We start from the raw sequence: 16695 nt of genomic DNA, 5'->3' as shown, positions 1-16695 counted from the left end.
CTTAGTCTCCAAAGTACCGTCTGGATAAAGCTTTACTTAATAAGTTCCTCGGCTATCTGCACAGCATTCAATGCCGCGCCTTTTCTTATCTGGTCGCCTACCACCCAGAAATTAAGACCATTTTCGCAGGAGATGTCTTCCCGGATACGCCCAACGAAGCAATCATCTTTGCCAGCGGCAAAGAGCGGCATTGGGTACTCTTTGTTAGCTGGGTCATCGATAACTTTTAGTCCCGGAGCCCTAGCAAATAGCTCGCGCGCTTTATCCGGTGTGATCTTTTCCTCAGTCTCGATATTTATCGACTCAGAATGCGCTCGAATAACTGGTACGCGCACGCAAGTTGGACTGACCAAGATATCTGGATCGCCCATTATTTTTCTGGTCTCGTTTACCATCTTCATCTCTTCCTTAGTGTATCCGTTGTCTTGGAAGACATCGATATGCGGGATGAGATTGAAAAGAAGCTGGTAAGCAAAGAATTTGACGTCTATATCCTTGCCGGCTACAAATGACTTTGTCTGCTCAATGAGCTCGTCCATACCTTTTGCACCGGCACCTGATGCCGACTGGTAGCTTGAAACAACTACTCTTTTTATCCGGCTGTAGTCATATAGCGGTTTTAGCGCAATAAGCATAATGATCGTCGTGCAATTAGGATTGGCGATAATGCCATTATGCTTCTTTATATCCCCCGGATTTACCTCAGGCACAACAAGAGGCTTATCTGCGTCCATGCGAAATGCACTTGAGTTATCCACAACAACTGCGCCGGCCTCAACCGCCGTCGGGGCAAACTCTTTGCTAATAGACGCACCAGCCGAGAAAAGTGCGATATCAATGCCGGAAAAAGAATCCTTGGTTAGCTCTTCTACAGCGATATCCTCTCCCTTAAAAGAAAACTTCTTACCAGCTGAGCGTGCGGAGGCTAAAAGCTTTAAGTTGCCGACAGGAAAGTTCCGCTCCTCCAGGATGAGGCGCATCTCTTCGCCAACTGCGCCAGTTGCTCCAACTACTGCAACGTTATAGAGTCTCACTCGTGATTGCCTCCTCGCTTAGCTGGAAATGCTCATGCAGTTCGCGTACTGCTATCTCAACCTGTCCAGCCTCAATAACACAGGCAATCTTGATTGGAGATGTAGATATCATCTGAATGTTTATCCCGCTGCGGGCTAAAACATCAAACATCTCAGCCGCTACGCCAGGGTGGCTCTTCATTCCGGCGCCTATAATCGAAACCTTGGCGATATTTGTGTCGGTGTTATATCCCTTGGCACCAAGTTCCTCAACAATACCTTTGATAACAGACTCGGCTCTGGGAAGGTCATCATCGCTAACTGTAAAGGAGATATCGGTCAGACCTTCAGTGCTCACATTTTGCACAATCATATCAACGTTGATATTTGCCGCAGCCAGCGGCCTGAACACCTTCGCCGCTATGCCGGGTCTATCCGGCACACCAAATATCGTTATCTTTCCTTCACTAGTATCGTGTGTTACTCCACTTATAATAGGTCTTTCCATCCCCTCATCTTCCTCCTTGACAACCGTTCCACCGCTGTCAACAAAGCTGCTCTTGACATGTATGACAACGCCGTGATTGCGGGCATATTCGACCGAGCGAAGCTGCAACACTTTCGCGCCGGTTGCCGCCATTTCAAGCATTTCCTCATATGTTATCTCCGGGACGAGTGAAGCCCCAGGCACGATTCTAGGATCGGCAGTGAAAACCCCCTCGACATCGGTATATATCTCACACTTGTCTGCCTTTAAAGCCGCAGCCAAAGCGACAGCCGTGGTGTCTGAGCCACCGCGACCCAGAGTTGTGATGTCATTGTCAACAGTTACGCCCTGAAAGCCGGCAACGATTACAATACATCCTCGGTCAAGTTCGCTTATGATGCGCTCAGATTTGACATCAACGATTCTTGCTTTAGTATGGGAATCATCGGTTAATATGCCAACCTGATAACCGGTAAAAGATATCGCCTCATGACCCATAGCATCTATAGCCATAGCAAGAAGCGCCACTGAAATCTGCTCGCCCGTTGCAAGCAGCATATCCATTTCTCGTTCCGGCGGGGTAGCCGAGATTTGCCTGGCAAGTTTAACCAACTCATCCGTAGTATCACCCAATGCAGAAACTACTACTACAACCGAGTGACCATCCAGTTTTGTTGCAACAACTCTTCTGGCGACATTTTTTATCTTCTCGACGTCGGCTACCGAGCTGCCGCCAAATTTTTGCACAATAATACCCAAAGATTTTCCTCCGTAACTTTATAGCTATTGTACCAGCTAAAAGGCCTCGTATCAACGGCCGAGAAACATAGGCGGTAGAAATTACCATATAATTTTGCTATTTATCCCTTGGTCTTTGCCTTCCAACTCTTGTATTCTTACTTTATCAGACCAAACTATTTTATTATGGTTTTGCCGGTTGCGTAAATCCCAAAGTTAATAAAATTAACTGGCAGGAGAATGCACTTTTGGAAAAAATGCCTAAATTTTTAGCTACAAGAAAGCTATTTATCATTATAGCCGCAGTAGCCGTACTCTTCGTGCTGGCCTTAGTAACGGGCGCATCCATGGTCGCCAACCAGAATCCACGCAAAGCCGTTGCTCTTACCTTCGACGATGGCCCTGACCCCAGATATACGCCCAAAATACTAGCGATACTGGAAAAGAATCACATTAAAGCTACGTTTTTTTTGATCGGCAGCCGGGTCAACATGTTTCCAAATCTAGCACGCCAGGTGGCCAGCCATGGGCATTTAATTGGCAATCACACCTATTACCATGTTAAACTTAAAGGCCTGACCGAGGATCAAATCAAAGAAGAGATCGACTGGTGCGAGAAGACCATTTACCGGGTAACTGGAGAGAAGCCGCAGTATTTTCGCCCACCAAAAGGTTATTTTAATGATGAGACAATTCAAGTAGCCTCTAAAGCAGGATACAAGGTAATTCTGTGGGATATTGCCGTAGAACATAGGAGGTCTCATACCCCAGAGCGTGAGGCTGAACGAGTTTTGCGAAAGGTAAGACCGGGTGACATCATACTAGCACACGATGGACTTCTTAACCGTGAAAAAACCGTAAAAGCCCTGCCTCTAATAATAGAGGGCTTAAAAAAACAAGGATACGATTTCGTAACTTTAGATGAGCTACTTAAAATACGAACCAGCGAACCAGGACAGGATAAGTTTATCGGACATAGTAAAGAAGACGAATCTATTGTCAGGTAAGCAAGCGCTAGCGTCTTTTAATTAATTTTCGTTAAACGTATAATGAAGTATCATGTCATATTGCCCAAATTGCGGAAGTAAATTTGAATCCGGGAAATTTAGATGTCCTAACTGTGGCTCACTTCTGGTCTACGAGCCACGGCGAAGCGGACCTTCATTCTGGTTTAGGGTCAAGGGTTATAAAAATATTTTTATATTGATTGCCCTGGCCGTTTTAATCGCCACAGTAAGAGCCGCCCTTGTCGTGACCAACTATGTTTTCTTGCTGCTTATAGTAGTAATTGCTGCCATGGCACTCATGCTATGGTTAAGAAACAAAAGACCCAGAAAGCCACATATCCCGTACCAGCAGAACCGATTTCAGCAAAATAACCCTGGCGGTACCAGGTCTAGAAGTGCTCAACAGTCAGGAACAAAAGCAAAAGTAATCCCATTTAGAAAGAGGAAAGAAGACCCAAGAACAAGGGCTAAGGAGGATTAATTCACGTCCTTTTCTTCCTCTAAAAGACGCTTGGCAATATCCCGCATATAGCCGATGTTTGGCCCATATTCTTCCAGATATTCATGAAGAAGCGTTCCCTCGTAGATAAGCTCATGAGCATCTTCGCCCATAATATCGCCTATGTAATTGTCGGTAAGGTAAGTATGGAGAATAAAATAGGCGTCGCGTGCCTTCCAGGGTTCGAGCTTTCCCGCCTCAATCTGGTCAAGAAACCAGAGGGTGAGTCTGCCCAGCATATGGCGTGCGTCCTCAATCTCGCCTTCCTCAATTTTTAATGCGATCGGCTCAACAACGATAAAGACATCGCGCGTTGTTAGCTTCTCATATTCTTTAAATGGTATGACTGGCCGCATAGTTTAATCCTTCGAATTTGCTGACCGCTAATAGCTCTTAAGTAACCAGCGATTTATAATTTATCCAACTACCAAAGGCGGCAGCTGATTGCTAATATACCCCTTTTGAGGAGTTCTGTCGAACCCGTCGAAAAGCCAGCCCCCTTAACAATAAATCCTAGTAAAACGCTAAAGATTCTGACTTAAATTCCGATACGTATATTGTGTATATATAATATATGGTATGTTTGCCAATCCCTTATGCAGTGGGAGGTATAATGATGAACTGCTGGGAGTTTAAGGGGTGTGATGCAAATAGGGCTAAGGATTGCCCTGCTTACCAGACCGGCAGATCCTGCTGGATGGTATCTGGAACACTCTGTGATGGTAAAGTACAGGGCTCGTTCGTACAAAAACTTCCCTATTGTAAGGAGTGTGACTACTTTAAGACACACGGCATCCTAACTTAAAACGTATCCATCAGGCATCCGCAGTCCAATAAAAAGCCGGGGCTTCTTGAAGAAACCCCGGCTTTCTCTACTCATCTACTCAACGCCACAGCGCTTCTTAAGTTGCGCCCAGTTCTTATTAATCTGCTCCTGGTATTCCTCAAGCAAATGTTCATTTGCCGGTTTGAAAAGATGTGCAAATCGCCCCTGTGGCTTCAAAAACTCAGTAATCGGCTTTAGTTCCTTCGGCTTGAAGTTTAGCTTCCACTCACCGTCTTCAACTTCATAGAGGGGCCAAAAGCCGGTCTGAACACCAAGCTTTGCGATCTCGACCGTCTCGTCGCTTTTAATCCTCCAGCCGCGCGGGCACGGGGCAAGCACATTCAAAAATGCCGGGCCCTCGACTGCAAATGCCTTCTCAGCCTTTTCAATCAAGTCTTTCCAGTGGCTGATGCTTGCCTGCGCAACATATGGGATGTTGTGCGCCGCCATGATCTGCGTAAGATCTTTTCTCTGCTGCGGCTTGCCGGCACGAACCTTACCCGCCGGCGAAGTCGTGGTTGCTGCACCAAACGGGGTTGCGCCAGAGCGCTGGATGCCGGTATTCATATAAGCTCCGTTGTCATAACAAACATAGACCATGTTATGTCCGCGCTCCATAGCGCCAGAGAGCGACTGCAGACCGATATCATACGTTCCGCCATCTCCACCGAACGCAACAAATTTTATATCTTTATTGATTTTGCCTTTTCTCTTAAGCGCCTGGTAAGCTGCCTCAACACCAGAGATTGTTGCCGCTGCGTTCTCAAAAGCATTGTGAATAAACGGCGTCTTCCAAGCAGTAAACGGAAACGGTGTCGTTGAGACCTCAAGACACCCGGTAGCGGAACCCGCCACAACTGGAGCATTTGCCCCAAGCAGTACCTGTCGCACTGCAATGGAGGCACCGCAACCGGCACACAGTCTGTGGCCGCCGCTTAAGAGATCCTCTCTTTTACTTATCTCTTTAATAGTTGCCATTTGCCTCCTACTCCTTTACTCCCAGGAATGTAACTTGCTCACGCGGTGCCTCCGCACCCCTTGCGACCTGTCTGAGATCGTTGATTACCGTCTCAATTTGGTCTGGGCCGGTGTCTCTACCACCAAGTCCGTATACATAGCCCTGAACATGCGGGCGTTTCTTGTGGTTGTACAGAGCGGCCTTTACCTCCATATATACCGGGCCGCCAAGTGCACCAATTGAATCTGCACGATCCATAACCGCTACTGCCTTAAGATGAGACAGGGCTTCTGCGATCTCTGCTGCCGGGAAAGGCCTAAAGAGCCTGAGTTTTAACATACCGACTTTTACGCCTTTTGCTCTTGCCTGGTCGATAACATACCTTGTAGTTCCGGCAGTCGAGCCCATAACTACAATGGCGATACGGGCATCGTCTAGTTTGTATTCTTCAAAAAGACCGTACTTTCGTCCTGTTAGCCTGCCGTATTCTTTAGAAACCTTCAGCACAATATCCTTTGCTCCATCAAAAGCGGCACGAAGTTGCCTTCTCTGCTCGAAGTAGTAAGCTGGCATTGCAAACGGACCGAAGGTTTTGGGGTTATCAATATCAAGAAGAGCCTGCTTTGGCTTGTACTCGCCAACAAACTCCTTAACTACATCATCCTCCAGAACATCAAAGCGGTCAATCGCATGGCTGGTAATAAAACCATCGTGCAAAATCATAACGGGAAGGAGAACCTTTTCATGCTCAGCAACTCTTACTGCGATAATCGTGTTGTCGTATGCCTCTTGCGCGTTTTCACCAAAAATCTGCACCCAGCCCATGTCACGTGCACCCATTGAGTCGGAGTGATCGCAGTGGATGTTAATCGGTCCAGATAGTGCACGGTTTACGTTATGCATGACAATGGGCAGTCGCATTGCAGATGCGATGGAGAGCTCCTCCCACATAAGTGCGAGACCCTGAGACGAAGTCGTCGTCATGACACGCGCACCGGCAGCCGATGCACCGATACAGGCACTCATCGCGCTATGCTCGGATTCCACGTTGACATATTCGGTATCTACAACGCCGTTTGCCACATAACTGGCAAATTCCTCAACAATTGTTGTCTGCGGCGTGATTGGGTATGCTGCAACGACATCCGGGTTAATCTGTTTCATAGCAAGCGCACAGCCCGCATTACCGGTCATCGCAACAGTTATCGCCTTTGCTTTACCGGAACTTGTTTTAGTTGTCTTTGGCTTTGTCGCAACTTTTGCCACTATTCCTCGCCCCCTTCCGGCTGCATCTCAATTGCCTTCGGTGCACACACCTTGGCGCAGATACCGCAACCCTTGCAGTGGTCATAATCAAAGCCTTCCATCTTGGCATCGTTGACCATGATGGATGAGTCGGGGCAGTTGATCCAGCAGATGAGGCAGTTTGTGCATTTCTCTTTATCTAGTACTGGCTTGTCTGTACGCCAGCCGCCGGTTCTGTAGTAAGCGGCGTTTCCAGCCTCTTGGATGGTGGCACCCATCGGAACCTTCTTCCAGCCCCAGTTATCTATATCTCTAATGTCCCACTTCATTTTCGTTTTCTCAGCCATTATTCCGCCTTCACCTCCGCGTAGGCACGCTTAACTGCCGCTATGTTACCCTCAATGATTTCGGCCGCAAATTTCTTGCCAAAGGATTTGCGGATGTAATCGGTTAGGCTCTTTAAGGGCATCATGTCCGTGACTTTTACAAGCGCGCCCATCATGGGCGTATTGGGTATCGGTCGACCAATAGTCTCTTGTGCAATCCTCGTCGCGTTAACAGTAAATACCTTACACCCTTTAAGTTTCATTGCCTTGCGGATATCAGCGGGCTCTTCATCGGTATTGATGATTAAAATACCATCCTCTCCCATCCCCACAGTAACATCGACTGTACTTAAAAGCGTAGGGTCAAGGACTACTGCTATATCTGGATTTGTAATGCTGCTTCTAATATGGATGGGCTCGCTGCTAATCCTGGTAAATGCTAGAATCGGAGCACCCATCCTTTCCGGACCATATTCCGGAAAAGCCTGAAAATACTGGCCCTGCGAAAGAGCGGTCTCAGCCAAAAGTTTTGCAGCCGTAACCGCACCTTGGCCACCCCTTGCATGCCAGCGAATCTCGGTAAGATTACCTTCTCCCATTGTCACCTCCGAAAATATATGGCTCTACTAGTTAGAAGACCAACAGAAGTATTTTAATTGTGATACTAATCACCTGTAAATAGAATTACCGTAAGCGGTACATTTCTGGCGGTAAGCAGCCGGATTAGCGGTTTAAAGCTCTGCGCCAAGCCACCGCAAGCATTCTGCTGGAACATCCTTCCAGTAGAAGTAAACTACATTTCACGTCTGCCTTCAAGGGCGCGGCCCAAAGTTACTTCATCCGCGTACTCTAAATCCCCACCTACGGGAAGACCACTGGCGATCCTTGTTACTTTTATTCCAAGCGGCTTTATGAGCTTGGCAAGATACATAGCGGTTGCTTCACCCTCGATATTGGGGTTGGTGGCAATGACTACTTCTCGTACATCTTTCTCTTGCAGTCTTTTTAGCAGTTCCTTTACCCGGATATCATCCGGCCCGATGCCATCAATTGGCGAGATTGCTCCCTGAAGTACGTGGTAAAGCCCTTTGAACTCCCCTGTTTTCTCAAGCGCGACAATATCCTTAGGCTCCTCTACAACACAGATAACGGCCTGGTCTCGTGTAGGGTCGCCACAAAACTCGCACTTGATTTTATCTGTTACATTAAAGCACTCTTCGCAGAACCTTATCTTGTCCTTTACCTCGTCGATTGCCCGCGCAAGTTTTTTTGCATCACCAACCGGGGCTTTAAGGAGGTGAAAGGCTAGTCGCTGGGCTGTCTTCGGCCCAATTCCTGGAAGCTTAGCCAGCTCTTCGATGAGGCCGGCAACAGGTCCCGCATAATAGGACATCGTTTATGTTTCCACCTTTACTTTCTTATTTGTAGCTATCGGCTTTCAGTCACCGGCTACCAGCCTTTGAGGCAAATCTTTTATATTGATTTACTGCAGAATGCTAATTTGCTGACAGCTGATAGCTACTTTTATTATAACTTATTCTTATGGAGAATTCTCGAGCCGGCTAGGCATAGCTAGCCGACCCAGCTTTCAGCGTTTATGGATTATTGTTCACGGAAGCGAGAGTATAAAGCGAGGTCATAGAGATTGCCAGGTCGCCTTCGGCCCCCTCGCAACGACACACCATTGGCTACTTGGCTATTAGCTATTTTAGTCGGCAGCTCGTTTTTAGAGTCAGTTTACTGACTCTAAAAACCGGGCAGTCCTAACCCGCCGAGCCCGCCAGCAAGCGGACCGGTTACTGCAGTGAGTTTTTTCTGGGCGATTTCATGCGACTGCCTGAGTGCCTCATTTACCGCGGCAACTACCATGTCCTCAAGCATCTCAACGTCATCCGGGTCAACAACCGAGGGGTCTATCTTAACTTCCAGCAGTTGTTGCTTTCCCGACACAACAGCCTTGACCGCACCACCGCCCGAACTTGCTTCCACCTTGATTTCCGCGAGTTCCTGCTCAACTTTGGCCATCTCTGCCTGCATCTTTTGAATCTGTTTCATCATATTTCCCATGCCGCCGCCGCCAAATCCTGGACCCTTCATTTATTTATCCTCCTGATCTTTAATCTGGTTAATGGAAATATCCTCAACTATCTTAGCACCAAATGTATCTTGAACCAATTTGATGTAGTCGTCGGCGGCAAGCAAACTTTCCTCATCCTCCTGCGAATCCGTCACTGCCACGGTTTTAACTGCCTCCCGGTCAAGTTCGCACGTGACCGGAATATTGTAGCCCGTTGCAATCTTTAACGCGCTCTGCAGTAATTTTAAGTTCTCCGCGCTCTCAACAAATACTTTATCCCCCTCTTTAAGCGCGATTATAAGTTTGCCATCCTTTAAGTGGCGCAACTTGGCTGCAGCATAGAAACCATATCTTGAGGGTTTCTTATCTTTTATAAGTTTCAACACTTGCGGCCAGGACTTTTTAATCATCTCAAATGTTACGTCGCCGCCAATTTTTGGGACTGCCGAATCCAAACCAGGCCGTGACACCGTCGCCTCCCCAGAAGCTGCAGCCTCTGCTTGTTTTTTAGCTTTTTGGGATTTTTCTACCCTTACCTTATCTTTTGCCTCATCTTTTGTCTCGTCTACTTTTGCGGTCGGCAAATTTGTCCCATTTAAAAGAATACTCTCAAGCCTTTCTATCCTGTAGAGTATTCCCTCCATCGATATGTTGTCGCTTGCATTGGCCATCTTAAACAACGCAATTTCAAAGAGCAGCCTAATATCGGTAGCCCACCTAGCTTGAGCATACACATCGCTTAGTGTGTTTATAAAAAACATAAGTGACTTGCCAGGGACCTTTGCTGCCTGCTCGTTAAATTTCTGTGCAAACTCATCAATGATACCGCCTACCCTAATGCCAGGCGCATTCTGAATTAGAAGAAGGTTTCGGAGGTGGCTTAGCATATCCTGAATAAACTGGCGAAGGTCTACACCCTTCTCGATTAGCTCATCTATAAATAATATCCCCTCGGCAAGTTTTGCATCGGCCAGTATATCCGTGAAGTTCAACAGAAGCTCGCTGTCAGTCAGCCCTAGAAGTGAGGTAGCATGGTGTAAAGTTATTGTCTCTTTTGAGTAAGAGGATAGCTGCTCCAGCGCTCCAAGCGCATCGCGAAGAGACCCCTGTGAATGATAAGCAATTAAAGAGAGTGCGGCTTCATCAATATCTATCTTCTCGGCCTCGGCAACCAGGCCTAGCCGGGCCTTGATATCCGCAACAGATATACGCCTGAAATCAAAACGCTGGCACCTTGAGAGAATTGTAGGTAGCACTTTATGGGGCTCTGTTGTTGCGAGCACAAAGATGACATGTTCTGGTGGTTCCTCAAGCGTCTTAAGTAGTGTGTTAAACGACTCGGGAGTAAGCATATGAACCTCATCTATGATATAGACTTTTTTGCCGCCCTGAGTCGAGCTGTATGGTATCTTTTCGAGCAAGTCGCGTATTTCGTCTACTTTGCGGTTTGAAGCGGCATCGAGTTCAAGCACATCTATTGAGCTTCCATCGTTTACCGACTTGCATGACTCACACCGATTGCACGGTGTAGGCGTCGGGCCCTTCTCGCAATTTATTGCTTTAGCTAATATCCTTGCGGTAGACGTCTTCCCGGTACCACGAGGCCCGGTGAAGAGGTAGGCATGAGATATTCTTCCCTTGTCGATGGCATTTTTCAAAGTCTGGACGACATGTGGTTGGCCGGCAATATCATCGAAGGTCTGGGGTCTCCATTTGCGATAAAGCGATAAGTAAGCCAATGTGAGCCTCCGGGTTAATTTGCTGCACGTTACAAGCAAAAATTAGCAGAGTTTGCCAGGGAAGTCAAAGGTAAAAAATAGGATGACCGTGCACCTGCTGTTGACATCCGGCCCCAAGCGTTGCTGCGTAGTTAGCTCCAGCCAGGCTTCCCTGCGGCACACGAAATAGCCCGCTTACCGCTGCTTCCTCCCGGACCTGACGGGGTTCACGAGTTTTCGTTGCGCAGGACCCAACCTTCAACACCACTTGCGCAACAACCGACCTCACAACCGGGGAGCCTCGAGCAGGAATTCAGCCCCGCTATAGCGGATTGCGAGTACAGGGCACCGCTACCTCCCCGCTTAGCACGGTCATCTGCGGAGGAGGAGGGATTCGAACCCTCGAGGCGGTGGTATCCGCCAACGCGATTTCCAGTCGCGCGCACTAGGCCAGGCTATGCGACTCCTCCAGATATTTGGTCAATTATGTTGCACCAGGAAATTTTACCACAAGACGGGTAATTTTCACACAGGTTGAAGGAGCGCTGCTTCAAGAATCGGTTCTCCGCAAAATCAATACGCCACCTCTTCAGCGGCGTATTGATTTTGCGGAGGAGGAGGGATTCGAACCCTCGAGACCCGAAAGGGCCTAACGGTTTTCGAGACCGCCGCACTCGACCAGACTATGCGACTCCTCCAGCTAAATTCTGGGCAAGCGTTGTGCATCTAAATCGCGTTCTAATTTTACCAAGATATTAGCACCAAAACAATTCCGCCCAATGTGATTGAAGCTTAGCAGATTTGCGTATAATATATAATGGTTAGTACATTTAATAAGGAGTACTGAAGCACATCACCTTTACACCAAGGTATTTTTAGCAAACCATAATACAGTACTTGCTAATTATATAAAGTAGTAATTACCGGATTAATTAAGCACAAGTAAAGTAGGAAGGTATGTCCCAGACAATCATAGACCTAAGACACGATGGTGATTTTACCGTTATACGGCTGGCCGGTGAGCTCACATATTCTAAACTATTTTGCTTAAGTCTATTATCGGAGCAATACACGGATCAGGAAACAAAGATAGTCGTCATCGAGGTGACAGATGACTTTACCATTTCAAACGAAGCGAAAAAACTGCCAAAGAAAAACCTGAAGTTTTCGCTTGGCAACATTAATGTTATTGTCGCCGGCCCGAAAGCTCAAACAGAGAAACTTATGCGCTTTTTATCAAGGTTTACAGAATAGGTTTTATTGCTCGCCCTTACGGCGCTCGCGAAAAAAATCCTGAAGTAGCTTTATGTTCTCTTCCTCAAGAACGCCTGATTTGACTTCGAGCTGCCAATTAAGGCGCTTATCCTGGACGATATTGTAAAGCGTTCCTGCCGCGCCGGATTTCTTATCCGCAGGCCCGTAGACCAACCTTTTCATCCGCGCCTGAAATATCGCACCAGCGCACATCGGGCAGGGCTCTTTTGTGACATAAATCGTGCAATCCGAAAGCCTCCAGCGGCCGAGCTTTCTCGAAGCCTCCTCAATTGCAAGAATTTCAGCGTGCGCAATTGCCGATGCACGCTCTTCACGCTCATTTCTTGCCCTCGCTACTACGTCATCGTCACAGACGATGACCGCACCAACCGGTACTTCACCATTCCGCGCTGCGCGCTTTGCCTCCTCAATCGCCATCTTCATATAATTAATATCTTTGTTAACCATCTTAATCAACTTTGTTAGGTTACCTTTTTGGAGATATCTAGTTTTGGATATCCATGTCTGGGGCTAAATCGAGACAGCAAGTATCGCCACATCATCGGATAGTTTTGACCCAGTGCACTCCATTGCCTTATCGAATATCTTTTGCGGCAGCTCCCCGGCCTGTACCGATTTCAATCCCTGGACAAACTCGACCAGCCTTTTCTCACCGTAAAAACCGCCGTTGCACCTTGCCTCGATCAAGCCATCAGTATAAAGAAGTAAAATATCGCCACTTTCTAGCGTTACCTTACCACTTCTGTAATGGAGCTTGGGAAACGCACCAATTATTGGTGAGTGCTTGTCAAGCAGCTCTACCTTACCACTTCTCCTCTTGATTATTGCAGGTGGATGGCCAGCATTACAATAGGTTAATTTACCTGTATCTGTATCAAGTATACTGAAAACCACCGTAACGAATACAGAGGGTGGCGATGACTTCACCACAAGGTCGTTGGTCTTGGCTATTACAAGTGCCGGCAAGCGGTCCTCATAGGCATGGGCCTTGATGGTATTTTTAACTAGTGATGTAAGAGCTGTCGCCTCAATACCCTTGCCCGAAACATCGCCGATTATTATACCGATCTTGCCGTGCTCAATCTCAAATATATCATAGAAGTCGCCGCCAACCTTAGCAGCCTCAGTTGCCGAGCGATAAAGATAGCCAAAGCTTACCCCTTCAATGTGCTCGGGCATAATAAGAAGTGATTCTTGCAGGGTATCTGCAATTTTGTGTTGGGCCTCATAAAGGCGCACATTCTCCAGCGCAAGCGAGATAGAAGTCGCCAGTTTAGTCGCAAAATCGATTTGGATTTCGCTAAAAACCACTGATTTCGAGCGGTAGTAAAAACTGAGTACGCCGATGACCTCATTTTTTACGATCAAGGGGATTGATAAGAGCGAGCGGATACCGTACTTTTCCATCTCCTCCCCATTGACTCGTGCGTCATGCTGCGCGTCATTTGCTGCAACCAGTCTTCTTGTCTTTGCGGCAAGCACAAGAGCTCTGGCTTCATTGTCGGTAAAGCGCATGCCTATAATACTTGGCGGGAACCCAAAGACATACTTTGCAACCCACCGATCGCCCTCATGCATGATTATTGCCGCCGCCTCAGAGCCTATAGCTTGCGTGGACTCGATGACAACTCTTCGCATGACCTCATCAAAATCAAGGGTCGAGTTTATCGCCTCATTTATGTAATTAAGCGCATCGCTTAGCTCTTTTGCCCGCTTGCTCTCGGTTATATCCCGATCAAAGGCCTGTATATACTTACGACCGCCAAATTCAACCAGACTGGCGTGAACTTCCACAGGAAAGACTGTGCCGTCTTTTCTTCTATGCTCACCCTCAAACCTGATCGTTTCTCCGGCAAGTATGCGCTCCACCCTTTCCCTGCTATGTCTTGCAGTCTCCGGCGTATCAAGGTCGGTAATATGCATCTTAAGGATCTCATCAATCGTCATGCCGTGCATATCGGCCGCCGCCTGGTTGGCAGCAACAATCCTGCCGGGTCTCTCTCCCCCAATGTCCAGTATAAATATGGCATCAGTCGCAGCCTCAAAAAGGGTTCTATAGCGCTCCTCGCTCTCCCTAAGTGCTTCTTCAATTCGTTTTCGATCGGTGATATCAGTCATGATTCCCTGGTAGAAAAGCGGTTTGCCAGACTCATCGCGCACCAGCAAAGCCTCATCCCTAAACCATACAACCCTTCCGTTGCTGGCTATCATACGGTACTCTATTGCGAGCGGCGTGCAATTTGCGTGAGCGCGACCGACTTTAGCTACTACCCGCTCCCTATCATCCGGGTGAATGCGGTTCGCCCAAAAATCTGGATTTTCTATGAACTCATTCGGTTCGTAGCCGAGCAGCGATTCTATTTTTGGACTTATATAAAGAGTTGTATTTGACCCGTCAATTGAAGCGATATATGTTACTGCCGGTATCTGTTCAACAAGCATGCGGTACTTGGCTTCGGAGCTACGCAGAGCCTCCTCTGCTTTTTTGCGCTCAGAGATATCCTCAATCATACCAAGCCCATATAGTGGATTTCCTTGCTCATCGCGTATCAAGCTTGCACTTAGACTAATCCAGAATATCTCTCCACTTTTTTTGACATAACGCTTTTCGATATTAAAAAAGGGCACCTCGCCCTTAAACAGCTTGCGTGCCAGCTGAACATCCGTATCTATATCCTCAGGGTAAGTTATATCAGCAAAGGTCATTTTCGTGAGCTCTTCTTCGGTGTATCCGGTCATCTCGCAAAGCCTTGGGTTTACCCTCAGAAACTTAAAGTCATGCCCAGTGATTGCCATGCCAATTGGGCCCTCATCAAAGACTTTGCGGAACCGGGCCTCGTTTTCCTTAAGGGATTCTTCCACACGCCTACAGGCAGATACATCTCTTACTATTGCCTCGGCTATTTTTTTGCCATCGAGCTCGATTAACTTTCCGGTCAAATCCACCGGGATTGTTTTGCCATCTTTTCGCAGTATCGAGATATCGGTTAGCGACCATGACCCAACCTTAACCGCCTGCTTAAAACCAGCAATGATTCTCTCAACTTGCGATTTTGGACAAAGCTGAGGGAATCTCATCTTTAGGAGTTCGTCTTTTGTGTAGCCGGTAAGCTCTTCGGCAGCCTTGTTTGCACCAATAAAGTTACCTTCAAGGTCAATGGTAAATATGGCATCGCCAGCATTATCTATGAGGCTGCGATACATCTTTTCAGATGCCCGCAAAGCAGCTTCGACTTTCTTTTGTCTGGTGATGTCGGTAAAAGATAATACCGCACCGGTTAGGTTTCCCTGTTCATCGCAAAGAGGAGCGACATTTACAGAGATCGCAATTTTTTTGCCGTTAAGATGCTCAATTTCAAGCTCTATGTTATATATTGGTCTTCCGGTGTCAAAGACCCTAGCAACCGGGAGTTTTTCGCTCGGAAGCGGTTTGTCATCAATAGCTGTAATCTTCCAGGGTGGATCATCGTATGCACGACCGATAATTTTCGAGCGCTCAACACCTAATATTTTTTCTGCGGCAGCGTTAGCAAAGGTAAAACGACCATTTATATCCACAGTAACAATACCATCGGGAATAGTTTCGATGACCTTGTCCAGATTCCGCATCGTGGCCGCTTCCTTAAACTTTTCTTGCTGTGCTGAATTTTGCGCATCCATAACTTTTCTATCTATATTGTCCATATTTTTCTCAGCTGCGCGAGAGACTATCGGTTTGTATATGAGACTGTTATCCCTAGCAAGAAGCTGTACTTAAAGATTCAGTTGGATTCCAGGCAAAGCTAAGCATACCGTACCGTTATTTCCTGGAGAATGTAGAGAAAATGGTGGCCACCTGCCGGATAACTGACTGATCTATGGCTCATAAAGTGATAATCATTATAATGTATATTTAGCTGACGCACTGCCGTAACTAAAATACCCTTGATATCCATTCCCCAACGTAGTTGGCCACAATAACTACTGCTATTGCAACAGCCAGATGTTCCGCAATAACTTTTATCGGTTTTTCTTTTTCATTCTTCGCAATAATAAAACTAGCGATTCCCAAAACAACCAAACCCGCAAATACGCTTACAATAACGGCTGCTACAAGCGGCAGAAGCAAAACAGGAATAATAAAAGCAGATGCAAAGGCAAACTTAGCTAAAAAGGTAGCAAAAGTAGCCTGCCATATCTCTTTGGCGGTATGCTCGGCCTCTGATTCCTGAGATATGTGAATACCCAATGCGTCGGAGAATGCGTCCGCAATAGCAATCGTCAGTATACCGCCAATGACTACCATTTTTGAACTCGTCCCGGCGTTCAAACCGACCATTAAACCCAGGGTCGTAATAATTCCAGATGTCAGACCGAAGCTAAGCCCAGTTCTAAACGACTCGTTGACCATGGTTATCTAGCCTATCATCACCCAATTAGATACAGCTTTCAGCGTGCCTTTTGTCGCCATGCCCGCAAGAAGACGCATATTATAGGTCATGAATTTATTCTTCCGCAAAACAAAAAAGCAAAACCCAGCGAGCAAC

General features: G+C 47.1%; 17 protein-coding genes, 2 tRNA genes and 1 other RNA gene. 4 read left to right on the top strand and 16 right to left on the bottom strand.

From position 1 onward, the window contains the following. Positions 1-32: 32 nt before the first annotated feature. Complete coding sequence (locus tag K6T91_01720; protein MCL6471516.1) at positions 33-1034, bottom strand: aspartate-semialdehyde dehydrogenase; 1002 nt, start codon at positions 1032-1034, stop codon at positions 33-35. Beyond that, entirely contained in the window at positions 1021-2259 is a 1239-nt protein-coding gene (locus K6T91_01715) for an aspartate kinase (protein MCL6471515.1), read from the bottom strand. Before K6T91_01715 ends, K6T91_01720 begins: the two co-directional genes overlap by 14 nt. A 227-nt stretch (positions 2260-2486) precedes the next feature. Here K6T91_01715 and K6T91_01710 point away from each other — a divergent pair, with 227 nt between their 5' ends. Together K6T91_01710 and K6T91_01705 are read left to right on the top strand one after the other, a co-directional pair. Beyond that, complete coding sequence (locus K6T91_01710; GenBank protein MCL6471514.1) at positions 2487-3245, top strand: polysaccharide deacetylase family protein; 759 nt, start codon at positions 2487-2489, stop codon at positions 3243-3245. 52 nt (positions 3246-3297) lie between these two features. Continuing rightward, positions 3298-3726: a hypothetical protein gene (locus K6T91_01705; protein ID MCL6471513.1), complete on the top strand. Its 429-nt coding sequence runs from the start codon at positions 3298-3300 to the stop codon at positions 3724-3726. Here K6T91_01705 and K6T91_01700 read toward each other — a convergent pair. After that, positions 3723-4100: a hypothetical protein gene (locus tag K6T91_01700; protein ID MCL6471512.1), complete on the bottom strand. Its 378-nt coding sequence runs from the start codon at positions 4098-4100 to the stop codon at positions 3723-3725. The genes K6T91_01705 and K6T91_01700 overlap by 4 nt on opposite strands. Before the next feature lie 257 nt (positions 4101-4357). On the opposite strand from K6T91_01700, the gene K6T91_01695 reads away from it, so the two are divergent. Further along, positions 4358-4549 carry a hypothetical protein gene (locus K6T91_01695; protein ID MCL6471511.1) on the top strand — a complete coding sequence of 64 codons (192 nt, stop codon included), beginning with the start codon at positions 4358-4360 and terminating at the stop codon, positions 4547-4549. Between the two features lie 75 nt (positions 4550-4624). Here K6T91_01695 and K6T91_01690 read toward each other — a convergent pair whose 3' ends face one another. The 10 genes from K6T91_01690 to K6T91_01645 form a co-directional block, all read right to left on the bottom strand. Continuing rightward, positions 4625-5548, bottom strand: coding sequence for a pyruvate ferredoxin oxidoreductase (locus K6T91_01690; GenBank protein MCL6471510.1), 924 nt, complete (start codon positions 5546-5548; stop codon positions 4625-4627). Positions 5549-5555: 7 nt separating this feature from the next. Continuing rightward, positions 5556-6722 carry a pyruvate ferredoxin oxidoreductase gene (gene porA / locus K6T91_01685; protein ID MCL6471509.1) on the bottom strand — a complete coding sequence of 389 codons (1167 nt, stop codon included), beginning with the start codon at positions 6720-6722 and terminating at the stop codon, positions 5556-5558. A gap of 71 nt (positions 6723-6793) precedes the next feature. After that, a complete protein-coding gene (locus tag K6T91_01680) occupies positions 6794-7102 on the bottom strand; it encodes a 4Fe-4S binding protein (GenBank protein ID MCL6471508.1) in 309 nt (102 codons plus the stop codon). Positions 7103-7119: 17 nt separating this feature from the next. Then, positions 7120-7698, bottom strand: coding sequence for a 2-oxoacid:acceptor oxidoreductase family protein (locus K6T91_01675; protein MCL6471507.1), 579 nt, complete (start codon positions 7696-7698; stop codon positions 7120-7122). Positions 7699-7892: 194 nt separating this feature from the next. Next, the gene (gene recR, locus K6T91_01670; protein ID MCL6471506.1) at positions 7893-8492 is read right to left on the bottom strand and encodes a recombination mediator RecR; all 600 of its coding nucleotides are present in this window, start codon (positions 8490-8492) and stop codon (positions 7893-7895) included. A gap of 353 nt (positions 8493-8845) precedes the next feature. Beyond that, on the bottom strand, positions 8846-9196 hold the full coding sequence (locus K6T91_01665) for a YbaB/EbfC family nucleoid-associated protein (GenBank protein MCL6471505.1): 351 nt from the start codon (positions 9194-9196) through the stop codon (positions 8846-8848). Then, entirely contained in the window at positions 9197-10915 is a 1719-nt protein-coding gene (gene dnaX, locus K6T91_01660) for a DNA polymerase III subunit gamma/tau (protein MCL6471504.1), read from the bottom strand. 86 nt (positions 10916-11001) lie between these two features. Beyond that, an RNA gene (gene ffs, locus K6T91_01655) (signal recognition particle sRNA large type) lies at positions 11002-11266 on the bottom strand. Between the two features lie 7 nt (positions 11267-11273). Continuing rightward, a tRNA-Ser gene (locus tag K6T91_01650) sits at positions 11274-11364 on the bottom strand. 139 nt (positions 11365-11503) lie between these two features. Next, positions 11504-11592: transfer RNA gene (locus K6T91_01645), tRNA-Ser, on the bottom strand. A gap of 259 nt (positions 11593-11851) precedes the next feature. Between K6T91_01645 and K6T91_01640 the strand changes: the two genes are divergently transcribed. Continuing rightward, positions 11852-12148: a hypothetical protein gene (locus K6T91_01640; protein MCL6471503.1), complete on the top strand. Its 297-nt coding sequence runs from the start codon at positions 11852-11854 to the stop codon at positions 12146-12148. A gap of 3 nt (positions 12149-12151) precedes the next feature. On the opposite strand, the gene tadA is transcribed toward K6T91_01640, so the two are convergent. From tadA to K6T91_01625, 3 genes are all read right to left on the bottom strand, one after another. Next, positions 12152-12616 (bottom strand): tRNA adenosine(34) deaminase TadA, encoded by a 465-nt coding sequence (gene tadA, locus K6T91_01635; protein ID MCL6471502.1) that lies wholly within the window; start codon positions 12614-12616, stop codon positions 12152-12154. 63 nt (positions 12617-12679) lie between these two features. After that, entirely contained in the window at positions 12680-15853 is a 3174-nt protein-coding gene (locus K6T91_01630) for a PAS domain S-box protein (GenBank protein MCL6471501.1), read from the bottom strand. A 229-nt stretch (positions 15854-16082) separates the two neighbouring features. After that, positions 16083-16559 carry a hypothetical protein gene (locus K6T91_01625; protein MCL6471500.1) on the bottom strand — a complete coding sequence of 159 codons (477 nt, stop codon included), beginning with the start codon at positions 16557-16559 and terminating at the stop codon, positions 16083-16085. Between the last annotated feature and the right edge of the window lie 136 nt (positions 16560-16695).

It is taken from the genome of Bacillota bacterium (genome assembly GCA_023511485.1).
GTDB lineage: Bacteria > Actinomycetota > Aquicultoria > Aquicultorales > Aquicultoraceae > CADDYS01.
This window is presented reverse-complemented; position numbering and strand designations above follow the sequence as displayed.

Bases quoted from the DNA above. Each gene is read 5' to 3' on its own strand.
- K6T91_01705 (MCL6471513.1), top strand. From the start codon at position 3,298: ATGTCATATTGCCCAAATTGCGGAAGTAAATTTGAATCCGGGAAATTT.
- K6T91_01700 (MCL6471512.1), bottom strand. From the start codon at position 4,100: ATGCGGCCAGTCATACCATTTAAAGAATATGAGAAGCTAACAACGCGC.
- K6T91_01695 (MCL6471511.1), top strand. From the start codon at position 4,358: ATGATGAACTGCTGGGAGTTTAAGGGGTGTGATGCAAATAGGGCTAAG.
- K6T91_01690 (MCL6471510.1), bottom strand. From the start codon at position 5,548: ATGGCAACTATTAAAGAGATAAGTAAAAGAGAGGATCTCTTAAGCGGC.
- porA (MCL6471509.1), bottom strand. From the start codon at position 6,722: ATGACCGGTAATGCGGGCTGTGCGCTTGCTATGAAACAGATTAACCCG.
- K6T91_01680 (MCL6471508.1), bottom strand. From the start codon at position 7,102: ATGAAGTGGGACATTAGAGATATAGATAACTGGGGCTGGAAGAAGGTT.
- K6T91_01675 (MCL6471507.1), bottom strand. From the start codon at position 7,698: ATGGGAGAAGGTAATCTTACCGAGATTCGCTGGCATGCAAGGGGTGGC.
- recR (MCL6471506.1), bottom strand. From the start codon at position 8,492: ATGTCCTATTATGCGGGACCTGTTGCCGGCCTCATCGAAGAGCTGGCT.
- K6T91_01665 (MCL6471505.1), bottom strand. From the start codon at position 9,196: ATGAAGGGTCCAGGATTTGGCGGCGGCGGCATGGGAAATATGATGAAA.
- K6T91_01640 (MCL6471503.1), top strand. From the start codon at position 11,852: ATGTCCCAGACAATCATAGACCTAAGACACGATGGTGATTTTACCGTT.
- tadA (MCL6471502.1), bottom strand. From the start codon at position 12,616: ATGGTTAACAAAGATATTAATTATATGAAGATGGCGATTGAGGAGGCA.
- K6T91_01630 (MCL6471501.1), bottom strand. From the start codon at position 15,853: ATGGACAATATAGATAGAAAAGTTATGGATGCGCAAAATTCAGCACAG.
- K6T91_01625 (MCL6471500.1), bottom strand. From the start codon at position 16,559: ATGGTCAACGAGTCGTTTAGAACTGGGCTTAGCTTCGGTCTGACATCT.